Genomic DNA, 20,125 nt, shown 5'->3' on the forward strand with positions numbered 1-20,125 from the left:
GAAAATCTTACCCTACGGCAAGAGGGGGCAGGTTTAGAAGGACATATACGGACGTAGGGCGGACAAATTCGGTCATATCTTGCGGTCACTCCCGTGTTTCCGTAGCATGACTGCTTTGGGAGAGGGCATGCATTCTGAATTTGGCCAGTTGGCACCGCCAGAAGTGGCGCAGCATTCAAAGGTTCCACCACACCTGTTGCGCTATCTGTTACAGGAGCTGGAGCAGCGCGGCATCGCCGCAGGAAAGGTGCTGCCTCATACATTCCTGGGCCAGAATACTGACCCTTCGGTGTTTCTGTCTCACGAGGCCCGCCTGACCTATCAGCAAAGCCGCCTCATCATCCTCAAGGCGCTGGCGTTGACGGGAGATGAAAGCCTCGGCCTTGCTGTCGGCTACCGTCAGTCCATCACCTCTCTCGGGCTCGTCAGCCTTGGCGTTATGGCAAGTGCAACGGGAAGAGCTGCGCTCGAGTTCGGCATCAAGTACCACCGCCTGACCGGAAGCATGCTGGAGATAGATTTGGAACCTGCAACCGATAATGCAATCACGATGATTGCGCGCAGCCGGTTCCATGAGCCAGTGTTGCTCACGTTCTTTGTGCAGGAACTGTTTGCCGCCATGGTAGGCGTTGTCCGTTTCACAACTGGAAGCAAGCAAGCCATTCAGCGTATTGAGATGATGCAGGCACCACCAGCAAAGAAAAGTCTCTATCAGGAGGTACTCGGACCATCTGTCAGGTTTGATGCGTCACGAAATGCAATATTTTTTGACGCAGAGCACCTGCAACGTCCACTGGCAACCGCAGACAGGTTTGTTGTGCAGGAAGTTGAAAAACTTCTGACAGGCATGATGCAGGAAGAAAGCAACCGTCTGGGCTTCCTTAAAACCGTGGAGGAAGAAGTCCGCCGTGGCCTGAAAAACAACCCATCTATCGAAGAAATTGCGGGTGGGTTCTCCATGGGTGAACGTAGTTTTCGGCGCAAACTAGCCGCTTTTCAAGTCTCCTTCCGCAATATCCTCTCGCAGATCCGCCAGTCGCAAGCCATGGAGCTGCTCTTATGGTCGCGCTTGTCATCTGAACAGATCGCAGCAGAGCTTGGCTACTCGGATCCGAGGGTGTTTCGAAGGGCATTTAAGCAATGGACAGGTGAGACACCAAGCCAGTTTAGAAAGTCCGCAATTCAACTGTGAATGGTACATACCGCACCAAAAGTCCCATTGGGTATCTCAACGTTATTTTATATTCTCCGAAAATTCCTTATAAAGGCGCAGGAAGCACATGTTGCACTGCGCAATTCTGAAAGACAAAGAGTGGCTTTCGGTGAGGTCGCGCAAAGACATAAGTCTGAAAGCACAGGCACAAATCGAAACCCAATAATAATAAGCGTACTCCGGTTTGGGGATGAACAGGCTGGCAATGAGTGCGCGGGATAACAAAGAATGAAGGCAGTTGGATTGCTCCAGACAAAGAGCCAACTGCTTTGGATGAACGAAACGGGCACCTAAAACAATGTCTCATACATCTGCAACTCGGCGGAAAACCATTAAAGACATCATGAAGGCAAAAGGTCATCACAAGCTGGTCTGCCTTACTGCCTACACTGCGCCAATCGCACAGATGCTGGATGAGCACTGCGATCTGCTGCTGGTGGGAGATAGCGTCGGTATGGTGCTCCACGGCTTGCCAGACACGACAGCTGTCACGCTGGATATGATGATCATGCACGGCAAAGCCGTTATGCGTGGCTCTCAAAATGCGCTTGTTGTCGTTGATATGCCTTTCGGCTCCTTTGAAGAAAGCCCACAAGCTGCATATCGCAACGCATTGCGCGTGATGCAGGAAACCGGCTGTCAGGCAGTCAAGCTGGAGTATAACTCCGCTGCGCCTGAAACCATCCGCTTTCTCGTAGATCGCGGTATTCCCGTGGTGGCTCACATCGGTCTGCGTCCGCAGTACCTGCATGTGGAAGGCGGCTACAAGGTTGCTGGCAAAAGCGAAGAAAGCCGCAAAGAGCAGCTGGAATGCGCACGTCAGGTGGTCGATGCTGGCGCATTCTGCGTTGTGGTTGAAGGGACCAAAGACGCAGTCGCCCGCGAAATCTCTGACAGCGTACCAATCCCGACCATCGGTATCGGTGCTTCCGTTGATTGTGATGGCCAGATTCTCGTCACCGATGACATGCTCGGCATGTTCGACAAGACCCCAAAGTTCGTGCGCAAATACGCTGAGCTGAAGTCTCAGATCGAGCAGGGCGTGAAGTCATTTGCAAACGATGTTCGCCGCGAGCAATTCCCGGCTGAGAACGAAACCTACTAGACCAGATAGGAACCGTCGGGATCCATAGATACCACTAAAACTGCTGAATGATCTTGGCGGTTCAGCTCCCTAAAATTTGGAAATGTCAGCCCCCCTCAACAGTATGATATGGTGTGGGGACTGGCATGACTTGGCTTGGGGGAGCGAACGATGCTTATTCTGGTTTTCGGAGCGTTACTTTGTGTGGCAGCCCTTGCTGTCTATACCTTTTGGGGTGTCCTCAACATTCAAACACCAACCAACGGCCCGTCAATCATGTTTGAAGGCCGCCGAGGCACTGCGTTGTTGGTGATTGATGTTCAAAGTGACTTCACCAAGGAAACAAGCTCTCGGAAATGGGAGCCAGACTACCTGCAGGCCCGCATCAACTACATAAATGCGTTGGGTGAGTTGGCACGGGATAAAGGCTGGTCCGTCATCTCCATTCGCCATGTATATAAGGGATGGTCCACCAACTTGTTGGTCCGGCTCCTTGGAGGAGGCTTGGGGGCAAAGGGCTCTGATGGCCTTCAGATGGATCCACGCCTTACTATTGAGCCTGATCTGGATCTCGTAAAATCAAAGAGCGATGCTTTTGGTGAGCAAGCGTTCTCCGAGTTCCTAAAAAATCACGAAGTTGACCACCTGATTGTGACAGGTCTGGATGGCAATGCCTGCGTCAAGAACACAACAATCGGTGCGCTTAACAGAGGATACCGCGTCGAACTTTGCGACCCCGCCATTCTTGCCCAAAATCAGAACGCATGGAAACTGCAGAAGGAGGCACTGCAGGAAATGGGCGCCGCCGTCTCATGGGATATTGTTGAGAATGAAGCTGATCTTATAACAGAGAAAGACCCAGCTTAATCAATCAGTTTGCCATCCTTATCAAAGAATGGGTGTTGACCACCAAAGTCGCCGATAAAGCTCAGATGGTTGATCAGTTCTCCCTCACTCCAGCGGAAGATACGCACCGCAGGCGGGTCCATAACAAAGCCAGGTTCCCCGTGCGGGTCCAGATCAAGCGTCACCTGATGACCAGAGGCAGGGCAGATGCTCACCGGAATGCCGTTCTTGAAGACCTCGATCGCCCGGTGCACATGGCCACAAGCGATCTGTCGTATTTGCGATTGCCCTGTAATAACAGGCCAGAAATCCTTATCAGCGCGCATCAGCATGATGTTATCCATGTGCTGAATACCAGTCTTGAAAGGCGGGTGATGCATGAACACCAAAGTCGGCTGATCTTTGTGGGCTTGCAGCTCATCGCGCAACCATGCTTGCTTATCAGCATCAAAATGGCCGTCATGCTTGCCCGGAATGGTAGTGTCTAATCCGATAATGCGCAGGCCATCCTTCTCGATGGAAAACTGAAGCGCACCCTCGGATGTTAGGTAGTCATGATCCGCAAACGCATCACGCATTGTATCTCGATGGTCGTGGTTGCCGGGCATCACATAAAACGGCATTTCCAGCTGATCAATCTCTTGCCGGAACAGCTCATACTCATCCGCATTGCCCAAATCCACCAGATCGCCGCTGATCACCACAAAATCCAGTCGCGGATGGAATGCGTTCAGATGCGCAACGGCCTGACGCAAATGAGAGAGTGTATCAACACAGTTATAGGCGAACTTTCCGCCAGCCTTGATGTGAATGTCGGTAAGCTGCGCGAAGATCATGTGTGGTACCTCAAAAATAGGCTGCAAGTCAGAAGAACTCAAAGAGACGAATAAGCCTGCATCAGCGGAAATTGCGCTGCTGACTAATCTTAATTACCTCAAACAACAAGTGAACTTTTCATGACACGAGCATGGTTGCAAGGCATTAGTCTGAACAATCAGAAGGCGTGATCAGGCGAAGAGCGCAGCATGGCCACAAAACTCTCACATATTAGCGTCTGCTTGATTTGCTCATTTTCGCCAGTTTTAGGCAATAAAATCGCCAAACTGCGGGTTTTGACGCATTGAAAGGATTTTTAAAACATATCACAGTACACCCCTGAAATATGAGAGGCGAATTTTCGGGAGATATTCGGCTCAGAACAGTTTCGAGCCGTAGCGGAGGAGGAACCGCGAGCGGTTCATTGGGAGAAGGGCGTGCTATGGGGATAGCACGCCCTTATTTTTTGTCTGGGCCTGTTAAATGATCAGACTTCTCAAGGCGTAAGAGACCACTGCGATGGAGGCAACGCCTGCCACCCAAAGGGCTGCAAACCAAAGCAACCGCTTCCATAAAGGTTGGTCAATTTCGCCGGTTTTATCGAGGCTCATCAGTGATACCCTTCCGTTGATTTGATCTTGCCACGGAACACGTAGTACGCGTAGGCCGTATAGGCGAGGATCATCGGGATGAGGATGACCGCTCCCACAAGCAGGAATTTCAGACTGCTGTCAGGCGCTGCTGCTTCCCAGAGGGTGTAAACATTTGGCACCACATACGGGAAGATGTTGATCCCAAGTCCCACATAGGTCAGCAGGAAGATCACCAGTGATGCGAGGAACGGTGTGTAATCCGCATCGTTCATCAAAGCTCGCCACAGCACCAGCGTGGTGACTGCCACAAGAAGTGGAACCGGGAATGTGTAAAGCAGATACGGGAAGCTGAACCACTTCTCCATAATGCTCTCATTGATGAACGGCATCCACATACTGACCAGCAGAAGGAAGCCAATCAGGATAAGAGCGGCGTACTTTGAGACGCGGCGGAAATGCGCTTGTGGCACGCCTTCCAGCTTCATCACGAGCCATGTGGCCCCCAGCAGGGCATAGCCGGCGATTACGGCAAAACCGGTCATGACAGAAAATGGCGTCAGCCAATCCCACCAGCCGCCGGCATAAGTGCGGTCAACCACATCAATGCCTTGCACAAGCGTGCCAAGCACCAGTCCCTGACAGAACGCTGCAACGATAGACCCCGCAAAGAAGGATATATCCCAGAAAGGCCTGCGCTCAACAGATGACTTGAAGCGGAACTCAAAGGCGACACCTCTGAAGATCAGCCCGATCAACATGCCAATAATCGGTGCGTAGACCGCAGGCATGATGACCGAATAGGCCAGTGGGAACACGGCAAACAACCCACCGCCACCAAGGACGAGCCAGGTTTCATTCCCATCCCAGACAGGTGCAACACTGTTCATCATCAATGTGCGTTCATCAGCATCTTTGGTGGTCGGGTACAAGATCCCGATGCCAAGATCAAAGCCATCCAAAATCACATAGGCGAAGATCGCGACTGCAATCAGAAAACCCCAAATGAGCGGATAATCAAGAATCATGGGAACGATCTCCCTCATGTGGTTGCAGGGCCTGTGCAGGAGTGATGCCAGCGGTTCTGACAGGTACGCCTTCCTCAACGCCCTGGCTTGCATCCGGAGATTTAGCCATGGACCGGAAGATGTAGAAGATACCAACGCCAAAGACGATACAGTACACTGCTACAAAGATGACCAGAGACGCCCAGACAGCTGGTGCTTCAACCGGGGATACGGATTCCGACGTCCTGAGCAGCCCGTACACTGTGTAAGGTTGGCGGCCAACTTCCGTTGTTGTCCAACCAGCTATGACAGCGACGAAACCAGCAGGCCCCATAACGATGGAAGCTCGCTGAAGCCATTCACTCTCATAAAGCCGGCCACGGATCCGAGACCATAGGCCCCATACGCCAACCAGCAACATCAAGACACCAATACCAACCATGATGCGGAAAGACACAAACACGATCGCTGCCGGTGGCCAGTCTTCCCGTGGAAACTCATTCAAACCAGGGACAACACCATCGAGGCTGTGGGTCAGAATAATGCTGGAGAGATAAGGGACTTCAATCTTGTACTTTGTTTCTCCAGCTTCCGTATCCGGCCATCCAAAGAGGATGAGCGGGGCAGGGCCCTGAGAATCAAAGTGACCCTCCATAGCTGCAATCTTGGCAGGCTGATGCTCCAGAGTGTTGAGGCCGTGATAGTCCCCGGCAAGCATCTGGATTGGCGTGACAACAATCATCATCCACATGGCCATGGAGAACATCACCTGCGCCGCCGCATTAAAGCGGTTCTTCAGCAGATGATAGGCACCCACGGCACCAACCACGAAGGCGGTGGTCAGGTAAGCTGCCAGCACCATATGCACGAGCCGATAGGGGAAGGAGGGGTTGAAGATTATCTCCCACCAATCGGCGGGCACAAACTGGCCCACGTCATTCATGGCGTAGCCTGCTGGTGTCTGCATCCAGCTGTTGACGGAAAGAATCCAGAAAGCGGAAAGGGCGGTGCCAATGGCAACAACCACAGTGGCAAAGAAGTGCAGCTTCTTGCCCACGCGGTTCATACCAAACAACATGATACCGAGGAAACCAGCTTCCAGGAAGAAGGCAGTGAGCACCTCATACCCCATGAGCGGCCCAATGACCGATCCGGTTTTGTCTGCAAAGGCAGACCAGTTGGTGCCAAATTGATACGCCATGACGATGCCGGAAACGACACCCATGGCAAAAGATAGTGCAAAGATTACGATCCAGAACTTGAAGACCCGCAAGTATACATCGCGACCTGTCCATAGCCATAAGCCTTCAAGCACGGCAAGAAAACTCGCCAAGCCTATAGTAAAGGCCGGAAATATGATATGGAACGCGATTGTAAAAGCAAATTGGAATCGAGCTAGATCAACTGCTAAACTGTCCATGTGACCACCTGTCGATGGGATGTGCTAATTTTAAATCATGGAATTCCGTAGCGGAACACTGTTAATAATTATGTTTTTTCCGCGATCCATGACCAGTGCACCCCAAAAGATAGGGCACTTGTCTTTGCTGTAGTAACTGTTTCCTTGAAAAAGTGAGTTGCATTAGGAGCTATGCGCTATGCAAAGTGTCGCATAATTTCTGCTTATGCCCGATCCGACATAGCACTATCCAGTTTGTATTAATTCTAATATTTCGTTTTGCCATGGAATGATGGCTGCACAAACCAGTAAAGCAGCAGCAAACCACCTAGAATCGGTATGAAAGCGATCAGCAACCAAAAGCCAGATCGATTGATGTCATGCAGCCGCCGCACGGCCACAGCCAGATTGGGCAGGAAGAGCGCGATGCTCAAGATGGAGCTCAACGGGGCCCCGTCCTGTACACTGCCCGCAGGCAATCCCAGAGTAGGGGCGATCACAAAATTATCGATTAGGTGAGACGCAACCATCACGATGAAAACGAACAGTGCCCACCACCAGTATTCGGATCGCGGTGCGCGGCCTGTGAACTGCACATACTTCTTGAAACAAGTTCTGATAGCTCGTTCAAAGGTCATCGCGTCCTCATATTGTTGCTCTGCTGCGCTCGCAGCCTGAATGCCAGAATGCCAAGGAACACAAACTCTCGGCAATCACTGAGATGTTGCGGAATCACTGATAACGGGCAATCACAACTTCTCGGGATGGCAGGATGTGAAGATAGAGTAAGAACACCCAGCCTATGATTGGCAAGAGCCAGAGAAATAACCAAAACCCGGAATAATTCACATCATGAAGGCGACGAACGCCCACGGCTAACCCCGGCAGGAGCAATATAGCTGAGATGATCAAACCTATTGGCTGCGTGGTGTGCTGATTGCTCTCAGGAATTTGCTGAAAAAGACTTTCAAGGATCAACCCGTCAACACCAGCTGCGAGCATGCTCATAATGACGCTGAAGAGGACCCACCACCAGAACTCAGAGCGGGATGCACGACCATAGAAGTGAGCATACTTCTTGAAACAGGTTCTGACAGCTTGGTTAAAGGTCATCGCATCCTCACGTTAATTGCCAAATCTATGACGGTCCGAAGGTCAGAATGCCAAGCAACGTGTTTCAACTGCAATTACTGAGATGCAAGGGGCCTGTGACTGTGGTTCAATTGAAAGCCCAAATGCAAAACAGGAGAGCAAAGAACCGGTCTTTACTCTCCTGTTTGTGTTTATTTGCTTAAGCAGAGCTTACTGTTTGAGCTGATACTGAACCGTCGGCGCAAAGCTGCATCCCCCACAGGAGCTTGCACAGCTGCTGGAGGCGGAGCTTGAGGAGCATCCCACTTCCTCAATGCGCCCCAATGCTTTGAGTTGAGAAACCATGGCCATGGCAAAATCACTTGGGATGTTCATATCCTGAGCGATCTCGCCAACAGTGGCACCGCCACGCTTTGCCAAAACACCTTCGATTTGCTGCAACATTTTATTCTGCGGCCTCCAGTGCTGCCTGATGCGCAATGGTGCTCTCTGCTTTCTGACGCATGAAGACCAACACACTGGCAATTGCAGCCAGCAGTCCAATGATCCAGAGCGCAGAAGACGTTGGATGGCGAGCAAAGGTGCCAATCTGATAAGCCAGAGAAGCGCCGGAATAGGCCAGCAAGGTGGTCCAGCCTGCCGCAAACAGAGCCCAGTTGCGACCAACCTCACGCCAGATAGTTGCCAGAGCTGCAGTACACGGAATGTAAAGCAGCACAGCAACCATGTAGGCGAATGCACCAACCTTGCCGTCAAAGTGCGCTGCAAGTGCAGTGAACAAGCCAACCTCAACCTCTTGCTCTTCTGCAGCCACATTGAAGCTGGAGGTGTCACCAATATCGATGCCAAGTGGATCAAGCATCTGCGAAGTCAAGTCCACAATGCTGGTCGTGAAGGTATTGATGGCCTCTTGCGCGGTTTCCAGCGGTGCAGGAGCTCCACCTTCTTCATCAGTGGTGACGTAGAGTGTCTGCAAGGTACCAACCACAGCTTCCTTCGCAAAGATGCCAGTGACTAGACCGACTGTGGCTGGCCAGTCATCTTCACTCAGCCCCATAGGAGCGAAGATTGGTGTTACTTGCTTGGAAACCACTGCTAGAACAGAGTTGCCATTGGCCTCGTTGCCAACGTTTCCTTTGAAGTCCACGGAGTTCAAAATGGTCAGAACAGCGACCACCGTGACAATGATCTTACCAGCGCCAAACAGGAAAATCTTCAGACGCGTCCAGACCAACTTCATCACCTGCGCAAACTGTGGCATCTGATAGGTTGGCAGCTCAATCGCAAGACTGGTGGATTGCCCTTTATAGAAGGATTTGGACAGCGCCCAGCCTGTAAAGACAGCAACGCCAACGCCCAGTAGATAAAGCGCGAACACGATGTTTTGGCCATTGACTGGGAAGAACGCAGCAGCAAACAGCGCATAAACCGGCAGACGTGCACCACAAGACATGAACGGCGCCATCATGGATGTCACCACCCGCTCACGCTCCGTCTCAAGCGTACGGGTCGCCACAACAGCAGGTACAGTGCAACCAAAGCCCAGAATAAGCGGCAGGAAGGCACGACCGGGCAGTCCGATCCGGCGCATCAGGCCATCTGCAACCACTGCGGCACGAGCCATATACCCGCTCTGCTCAAGGAAAATCTGACAGAGGAAAAGCAAACCGACGATAGGGGCGAACGTACCGACAGTCTGTAAACCTCCGCCAAGTGCTGTGATCAGCATTTCCAGTGCACCACCTTCAAGCCCAACTGCATAAAGCAGGCTCAACGGCGCCTGAATAAACAAGGCGTCTCCCAATCCATCAAACAGATCGATGAAGTAGGAGGAAACATTAATCGCGATGAAGAACATCGCATACATCGCACCAAGGAACACAAACGGGCCAGCCCACTTGGAAAGCACAAAGCGGTCAATCTTATCTGAGAAGCTGCGCACATCCTGTGGCTCAGGCAGTTCCATCAATTGCGCGAGGGAATAAGCACGATTGAAGTAACTCGTCGCCATCACCAGCTCAGTTGGATCTTGCAGGCGAAGCTCACATCTATTGGAAACAGCTTGAGCCTTCTCCAGCACAGCAGCAGGCACCATCTCACGCGCCAGCTTGTCTCCTTCCATCAACCGATGCGCCAATGGCATGGATTGATCTGACAAGGCCGGAGCCAGTTTGGTGATCTCATTTGCTAGCTCTTTGACAGGCTCAATCAGATCAAACGGGTCTGTCAATAAACGGGAAGGGACATCTGGTGAGCGAACGGCAGTCGACAATTCATCACGCAAACCAGCCAGAGAATGTTCGTCGTGTACTGAAGTTGCGATCACCGGCATAGCAAGTGCAGCTGAGAGGCGATCAGCAGCTGACTGCAAAACACCTGCAGGCCAAAGATCTGCTTTGGTCATCACTGCAACGATTGGCACATCAAATGCGAGGGCCTGCAGCAAAATAGCGAGAGAACGCTCCAGCGCAATCGGATCAAGCACAACGGCCAGTGCAGCCGGGCGATCAGACAAAAGCGCCTGACGGGTAATACGCTCGTCAATTCGGTCATCTTCAGGGGAGGAAAGTGTCGCAACACCCGGCAGGTCCAGCAGGGCGAGCGTGGTGGTCTGAGTCTGGCAAATGCCAGTCTTACGATCAACAGTAACACCGGGCCAATTGCCGATAACCTGACTGCGGCCAGTCAACTTGTTGAACAGGCTGGATTTGCCGGAGTTGGCAGTTCCAAGCAAATGAACTTGGGGTTTGTCTTCACAGCGACAAGAGCCGGTGTCGTGGCAGCTCATTGGCTAACCTCTTCCACCAAAATGGTGTCAGCCAGATCAACGCCAACTGCCACGCGCTGAGAGCCGATGGAAAGGATACGTGCCCGCTTGCCGCTGCCTTCAAAAATAGAAAGTGGACGGTCACTCGTCAGGCCAAGAGAGCGCAACTTCAGGGCATCTGCCCGGTTTCGCCCAAGGCGAACAACTTTCAACTCAACACCTGCACGCGCTTCTGTCAGCGGCTTGGCCTGTACAGGTGGAACGAATGTTTCGCGGTAAGGCGCGAAGACTTCTTTATGGGGTGCTTGCTCGAATGTTTCTCTGGCTAGCAAAGACATCAACGTCTCCAAAATCTTATTTCTTGAAGACATAAAACTGCAATTGCGAATGACTTGCAATGACGGGAATCAAACAAAAAGGGAAGATTCCCGCATAATAGAGTGCTGCTATCACTTTGGAATTATTATAAAAAATGGAATATTACTGTAATTGAGGCAGCCTTGTCACTCTACGCGCTTGTTCTAAAACAGCTTCTTTGGATTTAGCACTATCCAGCCTAACCCAGTGAATCTCGCCCAGGTCGTAACTTTGCTGCAGCCGCACCACCTCAGAGTCTGCATCTGATGCGTCGCCGTGTCGCGCATCAACACGGTTGATAAGCGTCTCCACATCAGCTTCCAGCCAGATCCCCTGAAATTCTGCACCCGTCTTTATGGCAAGTTGCTCAACTGAGTCTCTTTCTGCCGGCTTGCTATAAACCCCATCGATAATGACGGAGTGCCCGGCTGCCAACACCACTTCAGCCCGATGCAGCAACTCAGCATAGACCGTGGCTGAAAACTCTGGTGTGTAGGTTTCCTTGCCAGCAGTCTCCACCTCACCGATCTCCAGCATCTCCTTACGCAAAACATCCGTACGCAGATGTATGGCTCCCGGCATGCGCCCAAGTAAGGGGGCCAGCCCTTGAGCAAGCGTGGTTTTACCAGTGCCGGAAAGACCGCCAATCACACAAAGCACGGGTGGAGTCGGCTCAAGTGCTCTCTGGCAAATCTCAAAATACTCTTGTGCCTGATACTCTGTCTTCCGCCGTGTTTCACCTTCTTGGTGCAATGACGCCGCTGCCCCGATCTTGGCGCGGATCGCAGCTCGCATCATCAGGTAGAACCTTAAGACGCGGATGTCCTCCAGATGCTTTGGCTGTCGCGCCAGCTGGAGATAGGTGTATAGCACCACATTAGCTGCTTCGGGCTCTTTTCGCTCACATAGGTCTAGTAGTAAAAAGGCGAGATCATAAAGAACATCTCCCGTCGCGATCGCATCATCAAACTCAACCGCATCAAACAGAAGCGGCTTCCCGTCATGCATAACGATATTGGCAAGGTGAGCATCGCCATGATTGAGACGCACGAGCCCCAACTCGCCGCGGTCCCGGATCATGCCCTCGATATGCTGGTGCTCTTTGCGTGCAGCTTCGTCCAGTGCCAACACTTGGTCACTGGGAAAAAACTGCGGGAACTCTTGAAATGCCTCAAGGTTTTGGTTGGTGTAATTGAGCAGATCATCAATCCACGGCTGGGCTTCCCGCTGTGTTGTCCGGCTATGGGCATCTACCATCAGTTTCGCTAAGTCTACCGCCAGCTCTCTGCTGATACCCTTTTCCTCAGCAACCCTGTCCAGCCCGAGGTGCTCGTTAAAGCGGTTCATATGGACCACCCATTCAACGACAGCGCCATGACCGGCCAGCTCCAAAGAGCCATCCTGCTCCAACGTGATCGGCAGAGTGCTGCGGTAAATCTGCGGGGCATACTGACTGTTGAGTTTGATCTCGGCTTCACAAGCCGTTTTCCGCTTCTCTAAAGTGGAATAGTCAAGGAACGGAAACTTCACATCCCGCTTCATCTTGTAGGCATCATTTCCAACAAGAAAGGCAATATTGGCATGTGTGTCGATGCGCTTGACCTCTTGCCCCCGGTGCGCCTCCGGAGAGGTGAAAAAGCTGATGATGTCGCTTTGGGTCAGAGTATCCACGTCAAAACTGTCAGCGGTCATGAGTCCATCCATCAAAACTACGCGAAAGCAAACTCTCTGGAGGTGTTGTGCACCTTCAGGCTGCAATTGCCAATCTATCAATCGAGCTTAGGAGGTATTCTAGGGCCATAGATTTATTGTGAAAGTGAAAAACAGGGGTAACTCAACAAACTACTCAATCTGTCATGCAGGCTTCATCATTCACACTGTGTTTTGCCCAGTTCATTCCATCTAGGAATAATAAAGAGAAATACTGCAGATTTTCACGAGAGCATAATCCGCGTATCTTCGCCTCAATCGAATTAGGACTGGAGTGAGGGATGAGCCAGACAATGCGGACCGGTGGTCAGTTAATCGTGGATGCGCTGGAAGATCAGGGCGCCGAGCGTGTCTTCTGTGTGCCGGGTGAGAGCTATCTTGCTGTTCTGGATGCGCTGTATGATGCCTCCGTTCCAATAACCCTGTGCCGTCAGGAAGGCGGCGCGGCCATGATGGCAGAGGCTTGGGGTAAAATGACCGGCAAGCCGGGCATTTGCATGGTGACACGCGGTCCGGGTGCAACCAACGCATCTGCTGGCGTGCACATTGCGCAGCAGGATTCTACTCCGATGATCCTGTTTGTCGGCCAGATTGCTCGCGATATGCGCGAGCGTGATGCCTTTCAGGAAGTCAATTACCGTCAAATGTTTGGCAGCATCGCCAAATGGGTTGCTGAGATTGATCAAGCGGACCGCATCCCGGAAATGATCTCTCGCGCTTACCATGTCGCAACATCAGGCCGTCCCGGTCCTGTCGTTTTGGCCTTGCCAGAAGATATGCTGATCGAACTGGCCGAAGCACAACGTGTTCCGGCTATGCGCCCAATTGAGACTTATCCGTCCAATCATCAGATGGAAGAGTTTCAACAACTGCTGGAAGGGGCCGAGCGTCCATTCTTCATTCTCGGCGGTTCCCGCTGGTCAGAAGAGACCTGTGACACCTTTAAGGCTTTTGCTGAAAAGCCCAGTTTGCCGGTTGGCGTATCGTTCCGCCGCCAAATGCTCTTTGACAACGGCCATACCTGCTACGCTGGTGATGTGGGCATTGGCATCAACCCGAAGCTCAAAGCTCGCATCGAGAACTCAGATCTCATTGTTCTGCTCGGCGATATCCTCTCCGAGATGCCAAGCCAGTCTTATTCCATGCTGAACATTCCAGTACCGGCACAAAAGGTCGTTCACATCCATCCGGGTGCAGAGGAACTTGGGCGCATGTACATGCCAACGCTGGGTATCAACGCCAGCCCTGCAGGCTTCTGCGAAGCTCTGGCAGAGTTAGACATAAAGCAGCAAGCTGGCTGGAAAGCACAGGTTGAAGAAGCGCATGCGGATTATCTGGCATGGTCAGGTGCTCGCCCAACGGTGACGGGTGATCTGCAAATGGCTGAGGTGATGGAGTGGATTGAGAACAACCTCGATGACTCCACCATCTTCACCAATGGTGCGGGCAACTACGCCACTTGGGTGCATCGCTTCCATCGCTTCCGCAAATATAACACGCAGCTGGCTCCAACCTCCGGCTCAATGGGCTATGGCCTACCAGCAGCCGTAGCAGCCAAGCTCAAGTTCCCTGAGCGTGATGTGGTCTGTTTTGCGGGTGACGGATGTCTGCAGATGACCATTCAGGAGCTGGGTACTGCAGCGCAGGAGGGTGCAAACATTATTGTAGTTGTTGTCGACAACGGCATCTACGGCACAATCCGCATGCATCAGGAACGTGAGTATCCAGGGCGCATCAGCGCAACCACACTGCACAATCCAAACTTTGCTGATGTTGCAAAAGCCTATGGCTTCCACTCAAGCACAGTGAAAACGGCTGATGAGTTCGGTCCCGCCTTTGAAGCTGCAAAAGCAAGCGGCAAGCCAGCTCTGTTGCATCTGCATCTGGACCCAGAAGCGATCACGCCAATCCGTTCGCTGTCGCAGATCCGCGAAGCCTCTATGGCGACCAGTTAATCTGAAAATATCGGAGACGGTGATCTAACTCATCGTCTCCCGATCAAGCGTAGTGACGTCCAGAACAACATCCGCAAGCGCATCATCATCAGGAGAGCGCTTTACGCGGAAGCCGAGACTGCGGCACATATCCAGCATGGTGGTGTTCTCGCGTAAAACCTCGCCTTTGACGGTCTGGATACCATCCACTTTCGCATAACGAATAATCAACTTCATCAAAACCCAACCAAGGCCCATGCCTTTGAGGTTGGACTGAACCATCACCGCATACTCGCCCTCAGTATGGTCTGGGTTTGCATGAAGCCGGACTACTCCCAAAATATCGCCCGTTTCAGGATCAATAGCCGAAAATGCCATAGCCCGCGCATAGTCCAACTGCACGAGACGAGCTAGAAACGTGTGCGAGAATTCTTTGACTGGAGCAAAGAAACGCAGGCGCAAGTCTTCAACCGAAACCTTCTCAAAGAAGTTCTTCAGTTTGCCTTGGTCTTCAGGTCGGATTGGCCGGATCAGGATCGTCTTACCGTCCTTCAGCTTGTGTGTGTGTTCCCATTCAACAGGGTATGGCACGATAGACAGGCGAGATGCGCCTTGTCGTCCCGGACGTTTTTCCGGAGCACTGATCGCGACACGCGCATCAAGGACAACAATGCCATTCTCATCGACCACAACTGGGTTCAGATCCAGCTCCCGCACTTCCGGGAAATCAACGGCGATTTGAGAGAGCTTCACCAAAAGGTGCTCCACCGCTGCAACGTTGGCAGACGGTCGATTACGGAATCCCTTCAACAGCTTGGCTGTGCTCGTACGGGAAATCATTGCCTTGGCGAGGTTAAGGTCAATCGGCACTAGATCAATCGCCCGGTCACCAACCACCTCAACGGATGTGCCGCCTTTGCCAAACACGACCACAGGACCAAACACCGGATCATCTGCAAGGCCAGCATAGGTTTCTAATCCAAACCTGCGTGTCACCATTGGTTGGATTTCAACACCGGTAATGTCAGCATGCGGGTAGGAGTGCTTCACATTGCCAAGGATCTTCTCAAAAGTTGCTTTCACGCCAGCAACGCTGTCAACGCCAAGATGCACGCCGCCAACATCAGATTTGAAGGTTAAATCAGGGCTGCTGACTTTAAGAACAAGCTGATCATGTTTGTCGAACAAAACCTCAGCAACCTTGGCAGCTTCCTCAACGGTTTTGACCAGATGCAACTCTACCTGATTGACTGAATAGGCTCGCAGAAGTTCCCGCGTCTGCAAAGGTGTAAGCCACTTCTGTCCATTCTCCAGCGCAACGCGGATAGTCTCTTTCGCCAGCCGCAAGTTGGGCTTATAATCGCTGGGCAGGCTGTCTGGGACAGCAGAAAGATGATCCTTTGCTTCCTTGTATCGAACCAGATGCATAAAGGAACGAATTGCGCCAGACGGGCTTGGATAACAAGGCACACGCGCTTCATCCAGAACCTGCCGCGGAATATTGGCACCACCAGCCAGCGTAGTCACAAAAGCCTGATGCTTGCCAAGCCGTTTGCGATCTTCTTGACCGGCCTCAGCAAAGGCTTTTGCAACCTTAGAGAAATCTTCAAATGCTGTTGGTGCAGCTATCGCCAGCACACCGTCAGAGTTCGGGTCTTTCAAAAGAGCGCTGATACCCTCTTTGAACTCTTCAGGGCTTGCTGCTTCAGGCAAGACCATCGGATTGTCCGGCCGCGCGTCAGTCCGTGTCAAAGAGCACAGCTTCTCTTTGGTTTCCTCACTGATAGGAGCCAGCTTGCCACCAACCTTCGCAAGGCGATCAGCAGCCAGCGTTGCCAGACTACGACCATTCGCGATGATAGAAAGACGCCGCCCCGCTGATGGAGCAACACGGGTGACAGTCTCTGCTGCTTCAAACATCTCATCTAGGTCGTAAACACGAAGCACGCCAGCACGCTGCAAAGCGGCATCATAAACAGAATCGCGCGTTGCCAGACGGCTGGAGTGGGCGGTACCTGAAATGTGTTGGTCACGGCTCGCACCACTGCGAATAACGATTACTGGTTTAGACCGGGCTGCCGCCCGTGCAGCTGACATAAACTTGCGCGGGTTTGCAATGGTTTCAAGGTGCACAAGGATCGCTTTGGTCCGATAATCCTGCGCGTACCAGTTCAGCAAGTCAGAGACGTCTACATCCAAACGGCGGCCAAGAGAAACAACGCCGGAGAACCCGATGGAGTTAGCTTTGGCCCAGGACAATGTGGTGTTGAAGATGGTGCCGGAGCGGGAAATAAGCGCCAGCTCCCCCTTCAAAGCTTGCTCGCTTGTCAGGAGCGTAGAGAGCTTGGAATGCGGGGAGGCGATCCCGAGGCTACCCGGACCGAGAATTCGAATATTGTATGGATGTGCCGCTTTCAAAAGCGCATCAAGATGTTCATCGCGCCAGCTGTCAAAGCCGCTTGCGGGAATAACCACTGCGCGTGTGCCTTGCTCGCCGAGAAGCCTGATGTCATCTGCTGCTGTAGTATGATCTCCCAGTAAAATGGCAAGATCTGCTTTGCCATCCACCTCTGGAATAGAAGCGATACTCCTAAATCCATCTGCCGAAGTTCCGGACAAGCCAATAAACGCTCTTGGACCAGAAAAACCGCAACCGACAAGGCTGTCGATGAGACGCTGCAGGACCACCTCCTGCTTGCTGTTTGGGCCAACAATGGCAATAGAGCGTGGAGAGGTCAAACCCTCTAGATTGCAGATCGTCATAGCGCATTTCCCGTCAAACTCTGTAGAGTTTTAGGTGCTGTTACTCGGGTATTCAGTTCAGACCAATGTCCCTCATAATGGAGTTGAAGGGCGTTTGATCTTCAAAATAGAAGAGAGGTGCGACAGCAAAGCGACACCTCTCTCCCTTTCAAAATGAGCAAGGATCGGGAGACAAAATGGGATGTCCCCCGACTAAATTAGTGAGCCATCAGAACTGGAATAGTCATAGAATGCAGAATGTCACGGGTCGCTCCACCTACGAGATATTCACGCATACGGCTGTGACCGTAACCACCCATAACAAGCAGATCTGTTCCACTTTCTGAGACATAGTTGAGAAGCGCATCACCAACAGCGATTGGTGGGTTGTTGATCACATCAACATTGATCTCCAGATCGTGGCGAGCAAGATACGTTGCAATGTCGGATCCTGGTTCACCTTCAAGAGGCAGACCTTTGTTCACGATCACGATTGTAACGTGCTCTGCCATTTCCAGAATTGGAAGCGCTGCATGCACTGCACGTGCTGCCGTTGCGCTGCCATCCCAAGCCAAAACAACTTTCTTCGGCTTAAAATCACCTTTGGAGATGAATGGAACGATGAGCGTCGGCACGCCAGATTCAAACAGCAGACCTTCGATCAGCATTTCGCGCATTGGTTCAGGTGCTTCAGGGTTGTCCTGACCAATCACAACCATGTCGCTCAAGCGGCAATGACCCATGATGGATTCAAGGCTTCCACCGGTGACGATCTCTTCCACACGAGTTTCAGTGGAGATGCCAGCGAGTTCTGCATAGCCTTTGAACTTCTCAGTAGAAGTCTTGGCAGCATCGATGGCCTGATTTTTAGCAACCTGCAAATAATCGGTTGGCATTGGTGCAGCCAGAAAACCGGGCACGATTGGCTCGAATGCCAGCGCAAGCCCCGTCGCATGTGCACCTGCCTGACGGGCAAATTCAACAGCAACCTTAGATGCTGTTTGATCGCCGTTCAGGTCTGTAATGGTGAGAATGTCCTTGATTGCCATAAGCCTTGTCTCCTTGCCCTCTATTTCTTAGCGGTACGGGAGGTTGTCCCTCACCTGAAATATTAGGTCAGCATTGCAATAGCTGCTTTGATCCTTGTCAACCTTAATCATTGGGATAAGGTTTTGAAAAATAATGCAGTTTCACTATTATTATAAGTAAGGGAGTGTAAGGTAGCCTAGTTTCGCTCCAAATAGGTATACTTAAAGTCTTTATACTTTAGACAAAGAATAACTCATTGGCTGAATAAAAGCAGAGTTTTTATACACTTGCACCCTGCAAAGATATTTTGAACGAATGAACCTTGGGGCATGTGAATAGTCATTAAATCTTCGAATTACTAAGGTTTATTACTGAGAAAATTGTGATATTTCTATATCTGACGGAATTCAGGGAGGGGCTGGATTTGCGCCTATTGCAAGGACGGCCAATTTATTTTTGGGAGTTTATAAATGAAAAATCTTAAGGTTGCGACAGCTGCGCTCGCAGTAACAATGGGCTCCGCATTTGTAGGCGAAGCTCTGGCTGCGGATGTGACCTGGAATGTCTCATTATGGGGCAAACGACGTGCATTTACCGAGCACGTTGAAAAGCTAGCTGAAGAAGTGGCAGTACGCACAAACGGCAAATTCGAAATCAAGCTGCATTACGGTGGAGCACTCTCCAAATCTCGCGAAAACCTTGATGGCATCTCCATCGGTGCGTTCGAGATGGCACAGTTCTGTGCATCTTACCATGCAGACAAAAACCCGACATTGACCACCACCGATCTGCCATTCCTCGGCGTGCCGGATCTGGAAACTCAGGTAAAGGTAGATTTTGCGCTCTACAGTCACCCTGCAGTTCAAAAGGACCTGGGTCGTTGGAATGCAAAACTACTGATGCCATCTCCAATGCCGCAGTACAACCTGCTGGGTAAAGGCGATGCACCTGCAAAGCTGGCCGACTTTGAAGGCATGCGTGTGCGTGCTCTTGGCGGCGTTGGTAATGCGATGAAGACCATTGGCGCTGTTCCAACAACCGTAACAGCTTCTGAGGCGTATCAGGCGATCGATTCTGGTACCGTGCAGGCCGTTGCTTTTGCACCTCACGCACATCTGTCATTCAAAACGGTTGAAGCTGGCAGCTGGTGGACCAACAACCTGAACCCAGGCACTGTGAGTTGCCCGGTTGTCGTCAGCAAAGACGCCTACGACATGCTGTCACCTGAATTCCAGAAGGCTCTGGATGAAAGTGTAGTCCCTGCAGTTCAGCACTACCTGGACACCTATACAAAGGTCTACGATAAGTTCTATCCAGCTCTGGAAGCAAACGGTGTAAACCAAATATCCTTTACGGAAGAAGAGCTTGAGGCTTTCAAAGCTATTGCCGGTAAGCCAATCTGGGACACGTGGGTTGAAGACATGTCTGCAAAGGGTCTTCCAGCAGCAGAACTGCTCACGCTCGTACAAAACACAATTGCAGGTAAGTAATTACCTATCAAAAGGCGCACCCTGTTTGGTGCGCCTTTTTTGTTCCGAT

Annotated in this window: 17 protein-coding genes; 5 read left to right on the forward strand and 12 right to left on the reverse strand. The window is 51.7% G+C overall.

Annotation, left to right across the window (positions count from 1 at the left end; translation table 11 throughout):
• Positions 1–127: 127 nt before the first annotated feature.
• The 3 genes from PsAD37_RS06115 (at position 128) to PsAD37_RS06125 (ending at position 3,164) form a co-directional block, all read left to right on the forward strand.
• A complete protein-coding gene (locus tag PsAD37_RS06115) occupies positions 128–1,192 on the forward strand; it encodes an AraC family transcriptional regulator (protein ID WP_084407668.1) in 1,065 nt (354 codons plus the stop codon).
• A 319-nt stretch (positions 1,193–1,511) separates the two neighbouring features.
• Positions 1,512–2,318 carry a 3-methyl-2-oxobutanoate hydroxymethyltransferase gene (gene panB, locus PsAD37_RS06120; RefSeq protein WP_063295395.1) on the forward strand — a complete coding sequence of 269 codons (807 nt, stop codon included), beginning with the start codon at positions 1,512–1,514 and terminating at the stop codon, positions 2,316–2,318.
• 150 nt (positions 2,319–2,468) lie between these two features.
• On the forward strand, positions 2,469–3,164 hold the full coding sequence (locus tag PsAD37_RS06125; protein WP_063295396.1) for a cysteine hydrolase family protein: 696 nt from the start codon (positions 2,469–2,471) through the stop codon (positions 3,162–3,164).
• Here PsAD37_RS06125 and PsAD37_RS06130 read toward each other — a convergent pair.
• The 10 genes from PsAD37_RS06130 to PsAD37_RS06170 all read right to left on the reverse strand — a co-directional run bounded on the left by PsAD37_RS06130 (position 3,161) and on the right by PsAD37_RS06170 (position 12,863).
• The gene (locus PsAD37_RS06130) at positions 3,161–3,979 is read right to left on the reverse strand and encodes a phosphodiesterase (RefSeq protein ID WP_063295397.1); all 819 of its coding nucleotides are present in this window, start codon (positions 3,977–3,979) and stop codon (positions 3,161–3,163) included. The two genes, PsAD37_RS06125 and PsAD37_RS06130, sit on opposite strands and share 4 nt — an antisense overlap.
• A gap of 459 nt (positions 3,980–4,438) precedes the next feature.
• Positions 4,439–4,570, reverse strand: a complete 132-nt coding sequence (locus tag PsAD37_RS27985; protein WP_152986720.1) for a DUF2474 family protein — start codon at positions 4,568–4,570, stop codon at positions 4,439–4,441.
• Complete coding sequence (gene cydB / locus PsAD37_RS06135; RefSeq protein WP_063295398.1) at positions 4,570–5,577, reverse strand: cytochrome d ubiquinol oxidase subunit II; 1,008 nt, start codon at positions 5,575–5,577, stop codon at positions 4,570–4,572. Before cydB ends, PsAD37_RS27985 begins: the two co-directional genes overlap by 1 nt.
• A complete protein-coding gene (locus PsAD37_RS06140; protein ID WP_082826948.1) occupies positions 5,567–6,976 on the reverse strand; it encodes a cytochrome ubiquinol oxidase subunit I in 1,410 nt (469 codons plus the stop codon). The genes cydB and PsAD37_RS06140 overlap by 11 nt, the downstream gene beginning before the upstream one ends.
• A 245-nt stretch (positions 6,977–7,221) precedes the next feature.
• A complete protein-coding gene (locus PsAD37_RS06145) occupies positions 7,222–7,593 on the reverse strand; it encodes a DUF805 domain-containing protein (RefSeq protein ID WP_063295399.1) in 372 nt (123 codons plus the stop codon).
• A gap of 94 nt (positions 7,594–7,687) precedes the next feature.
• Positions 7,688–8,068 (reverse strand): DUF805 domain-containing protein, encoded by a 381-nt coding sequence (locus tag PsAD37_RS06150; protein WP_063295400.1) that lies wholly within the window; start codon positions 8,066–8,068, stop codon positions 7,688–7,690.
• A 189-nt stretch (positions 8,069–8,257) separates the two neighbouring features.
• A complete protein-coding gene (locus tag PsAD37_RS06155; protein WP_063287111.1) occupies positions 8,258–8,491 on the reverse strand; it encodes a FeoC-like transcriptional regulator in 234 nt (77 codons plus the stop codon).
• A 1-nt stretch (position 8,492) separates the two neighbouring features.
• Positions 8,493–10,835 carry a ferrous iron transport protein B gene (feoB, locus tag PsAD37_RS06160; protein WP_063295401.1) on the reverse strand — a complete coding sequence of 781 codons (2,343 nt, stop codon included), beginning with the start codon at positions 10,833–10,835 and terminating at the stop codon, positions 8,493–8,495.
• On the reverse strand, positions 10,832–11,152 hold the full coding sequence (locus PsAD37_RS06165) for a FeoA domain-containing protein (RefSeq protein WP_063295402.1): 321 nt from the start codon (positions 11,150–11,152) through the stop codon (positions 10,832–10,834). The genes feoB and PsAD37_RS06165 overlap by 4 nt, the downstream gene beginning before the upstream one ends.
• Before the next feature lie 142 nt (positions 11,153–11,294).
• On the reverse strand, positions 11,295–12,863 hold the full coding sequence (locus PsAD37_RS06170) for a bifunctional aminoglycoside phosphotransferase/ATP-binding protein (protein ID WP_208991726.1): 1,569 nt from the start codon (positions 12,861–12,863) through the stop codon (positions 11,295–11,297).
• Between the two features lie 299 nt (positions 12,864–13,162).
• On the opposite strand from PsAD37_RS06170, the gene PsAD37_RS06175 reads away from it, so the two are divergent.
• Positions 13,163–14,836 (forward strand): thiamine pyrophosphate-binding protein, encoded by a 1,674-nt coding sequence (locus PsAD37_RS06175; protein ID WP_063295404.1) that lies wholly within the window; start codon positions 13,163–13,165, stop codon positions 14,834–14,836.
• 24 nt (positions 14,837–14,860) lie between these two features.
• Here PsAD37_RS06175 and PsAD37_RS06180 read toward each other — a convergent pair whose 3' ends face one another.
• Together PsAD37_RS06180 and PsAD37_RS06185 are read right to left on the reverse strand one after the other, a co-directional pair.
• Complete coding sequence (locus PsAD37_RS06180; RefSeq protein WP_063295405.1) at positions 14,861–17,578, reverse strand: GNAT family N-acetyltransferase; 2,718 nt, start codon at positions 17,576–17,578, stop codon at positions 14,861–14,863.
• Between the two features lie 197 nt (positions 17,579–17,775).
• Complete coding sequence (locus tag PsAD37_RS06185) at positions 17,776–18,606, reverse strand: universal stress protein (RefSeq protein ID WP_063295406.1); 831 nt, start codon at positions 18,604–18,606, stop codon at positions 17,776–17,778.
• Between the two features lie 450 nt (positions 18,607–19,056).
• On the opposite strand from PsAD37_RS06185, the gene PsAD37_RS06190 reads away from it, so the two are divergent.
• Complete coding sequence (locus tag PsAD37_RS06190) at positions 19,057–20,076, forward strand: C4-dicarboxylate TRAP transporter substrate-binding protein (RefSeq protein ID WP_063295407.1); 1,020 nt, start codon at positions 19,057–19,059, stop codon at positions 20,074–20,076.
• The last annotated feature ends 49 nt before the right edge of the window (positions 20,077–20,125 follow it).

Origin of the sequence: Pseudovibrio sp. Ad37 (genome assembly GCF_001623075.1) — a bacterium.
Taxonomy (GTDB): Bacteria; Pseudomonadota; Alphaproteobacteria; order Rhizobiales; family Stappiaceae; genus Pseudovibrio.

What these genes read in the sequence shown, in the direction of transcription:
- PsAD37_RS06145 (WP_063295399.1), bottom strand. Translation starts at nt 7,593, where the DNA reads ATGACCTTTGAACGAGCTATCAGAACTTGTTTCAAGAAGTATGTGCAG.
- panB (WP_063295395.1), top strand. Translation starts at nt 1,512, where the DNA reads ATGTCTCATACATCTGCAACTCGGCGGAAAACCATTAAAGACATCATG.
- cydB (WP_063295398.1), bottom strand. Translation starts at nt 5,577, where the DNA reads ATGATTCTTGATTATCCGCTCATTTGGGGTTTTCTGATTGCAGTCGCG.
- PsAD37_RS06185 (WP_063295406.1), bottom strand. Translation starts at nt 18,606, where the DNA reads ATGGCAATCAAGGACATTCTCACCATTACAGACCTGAACGGCGATCAA.
- PsAD37_RS06155 (WP_063287111.1), bottom strand. Translation starts at nt 8,491, where the DNA reads ATGTTGCAGCAAATCGAAGGTGTTTTGGCAAAGCGTGGCGGTGCCACT.
- PsAD37_RS06150 (WP_063295400.1), bottom strand. Translation starts at nt 8,068, where the DNA reads ATGACCTTTAACCAAGCTGTCAGAACCTGTTTCAAGAAGTATGCTCAC.
- PsAD37_RS06115 (WP_084407668.1), top strand. Translation starts at nt 128, where the DNA reads ATGCATTCTGAATTTGGCCAGTTGGCACCGCCAGAAGTGGCGCAGCAT.
- PsAD37_RS06180 (WP_063295405.1), bottom strand. Translation starts at nt 17,578, where the DNA reads ATGACGATCTGCAATCTAGAGGGTTTGACCTCTCCACGCTCTATTGCC.
- PsAD37_RS06140 (WP_082826948.1), bottom strand. Translation starts at nt 6,976, where the DNA reads ATGGACAGTTTAGCAGTTGATCTAGCTCGATTCCAATTTGCTTTTACA.
- PsAD37_RS06130 (WP_063295397.1), bottom strand. Translation starts at nt 3,979, where the DNA reads ATGATCTTCGCGCAGCTTACCGACATTCACATCAAGGCTGGCGGAAAG.
- PsAD37_RS06165 (WP_063295402.1), bottom strand. Translation starts at nt 11,152, where the DNA reads ATGTCTTTGCTAGCCAGAGAAACATTCGAGCAAGCACCCCATAAAGAA.
- PsAD37_RS06170 (WP_208991726.1), bottom strand. Translation starts at nt 12,863, where the DNA reads ATGACCGCTGACAGTTTTGACGTGGATACTCTGACCCAAAGCGACATC.
- PsAD37_RS27985 (WP_152986720.1), bottom strand. Translation starts at nt 4,570, where the DNA reads ATGAGCCTCGATAAAACCGGCGAAATTGACCAACCTTTATGGAAGCGG.
- PsAD37_RS06190 (WP_063295407.1), top strand. Translation starts at nt 19,057, where the DNA reads ATGAAAAATCTTAAGGTTGCGACAGCTGCGCTCGCAGTAACAATGGGC.
- PsAD37_RS06125 (WP_063295396.1), top strand. Translation starts at nt 2,469, where the DNA reads ATGCTTATTCTGGTTTTCGGAGCGTTACTTTGTGTGGCAGCCCTTGCT.
- feoB (WP_063295401.1), bottom strand. Translation starts at nt 10,835, where the DNA reads ATGAGCTGCCACGACACCGGCTCTTGTCGCTGTGAAGACAAACCCCAA.
- PsAD37_RS06175 (WP_063295404.1), top strand. Translation starts at nt 13,163, where the DNA reads ATGAGCCAGACAATGCGGACCGGTGGTCAGTTAATCGTGGATGCGCTG.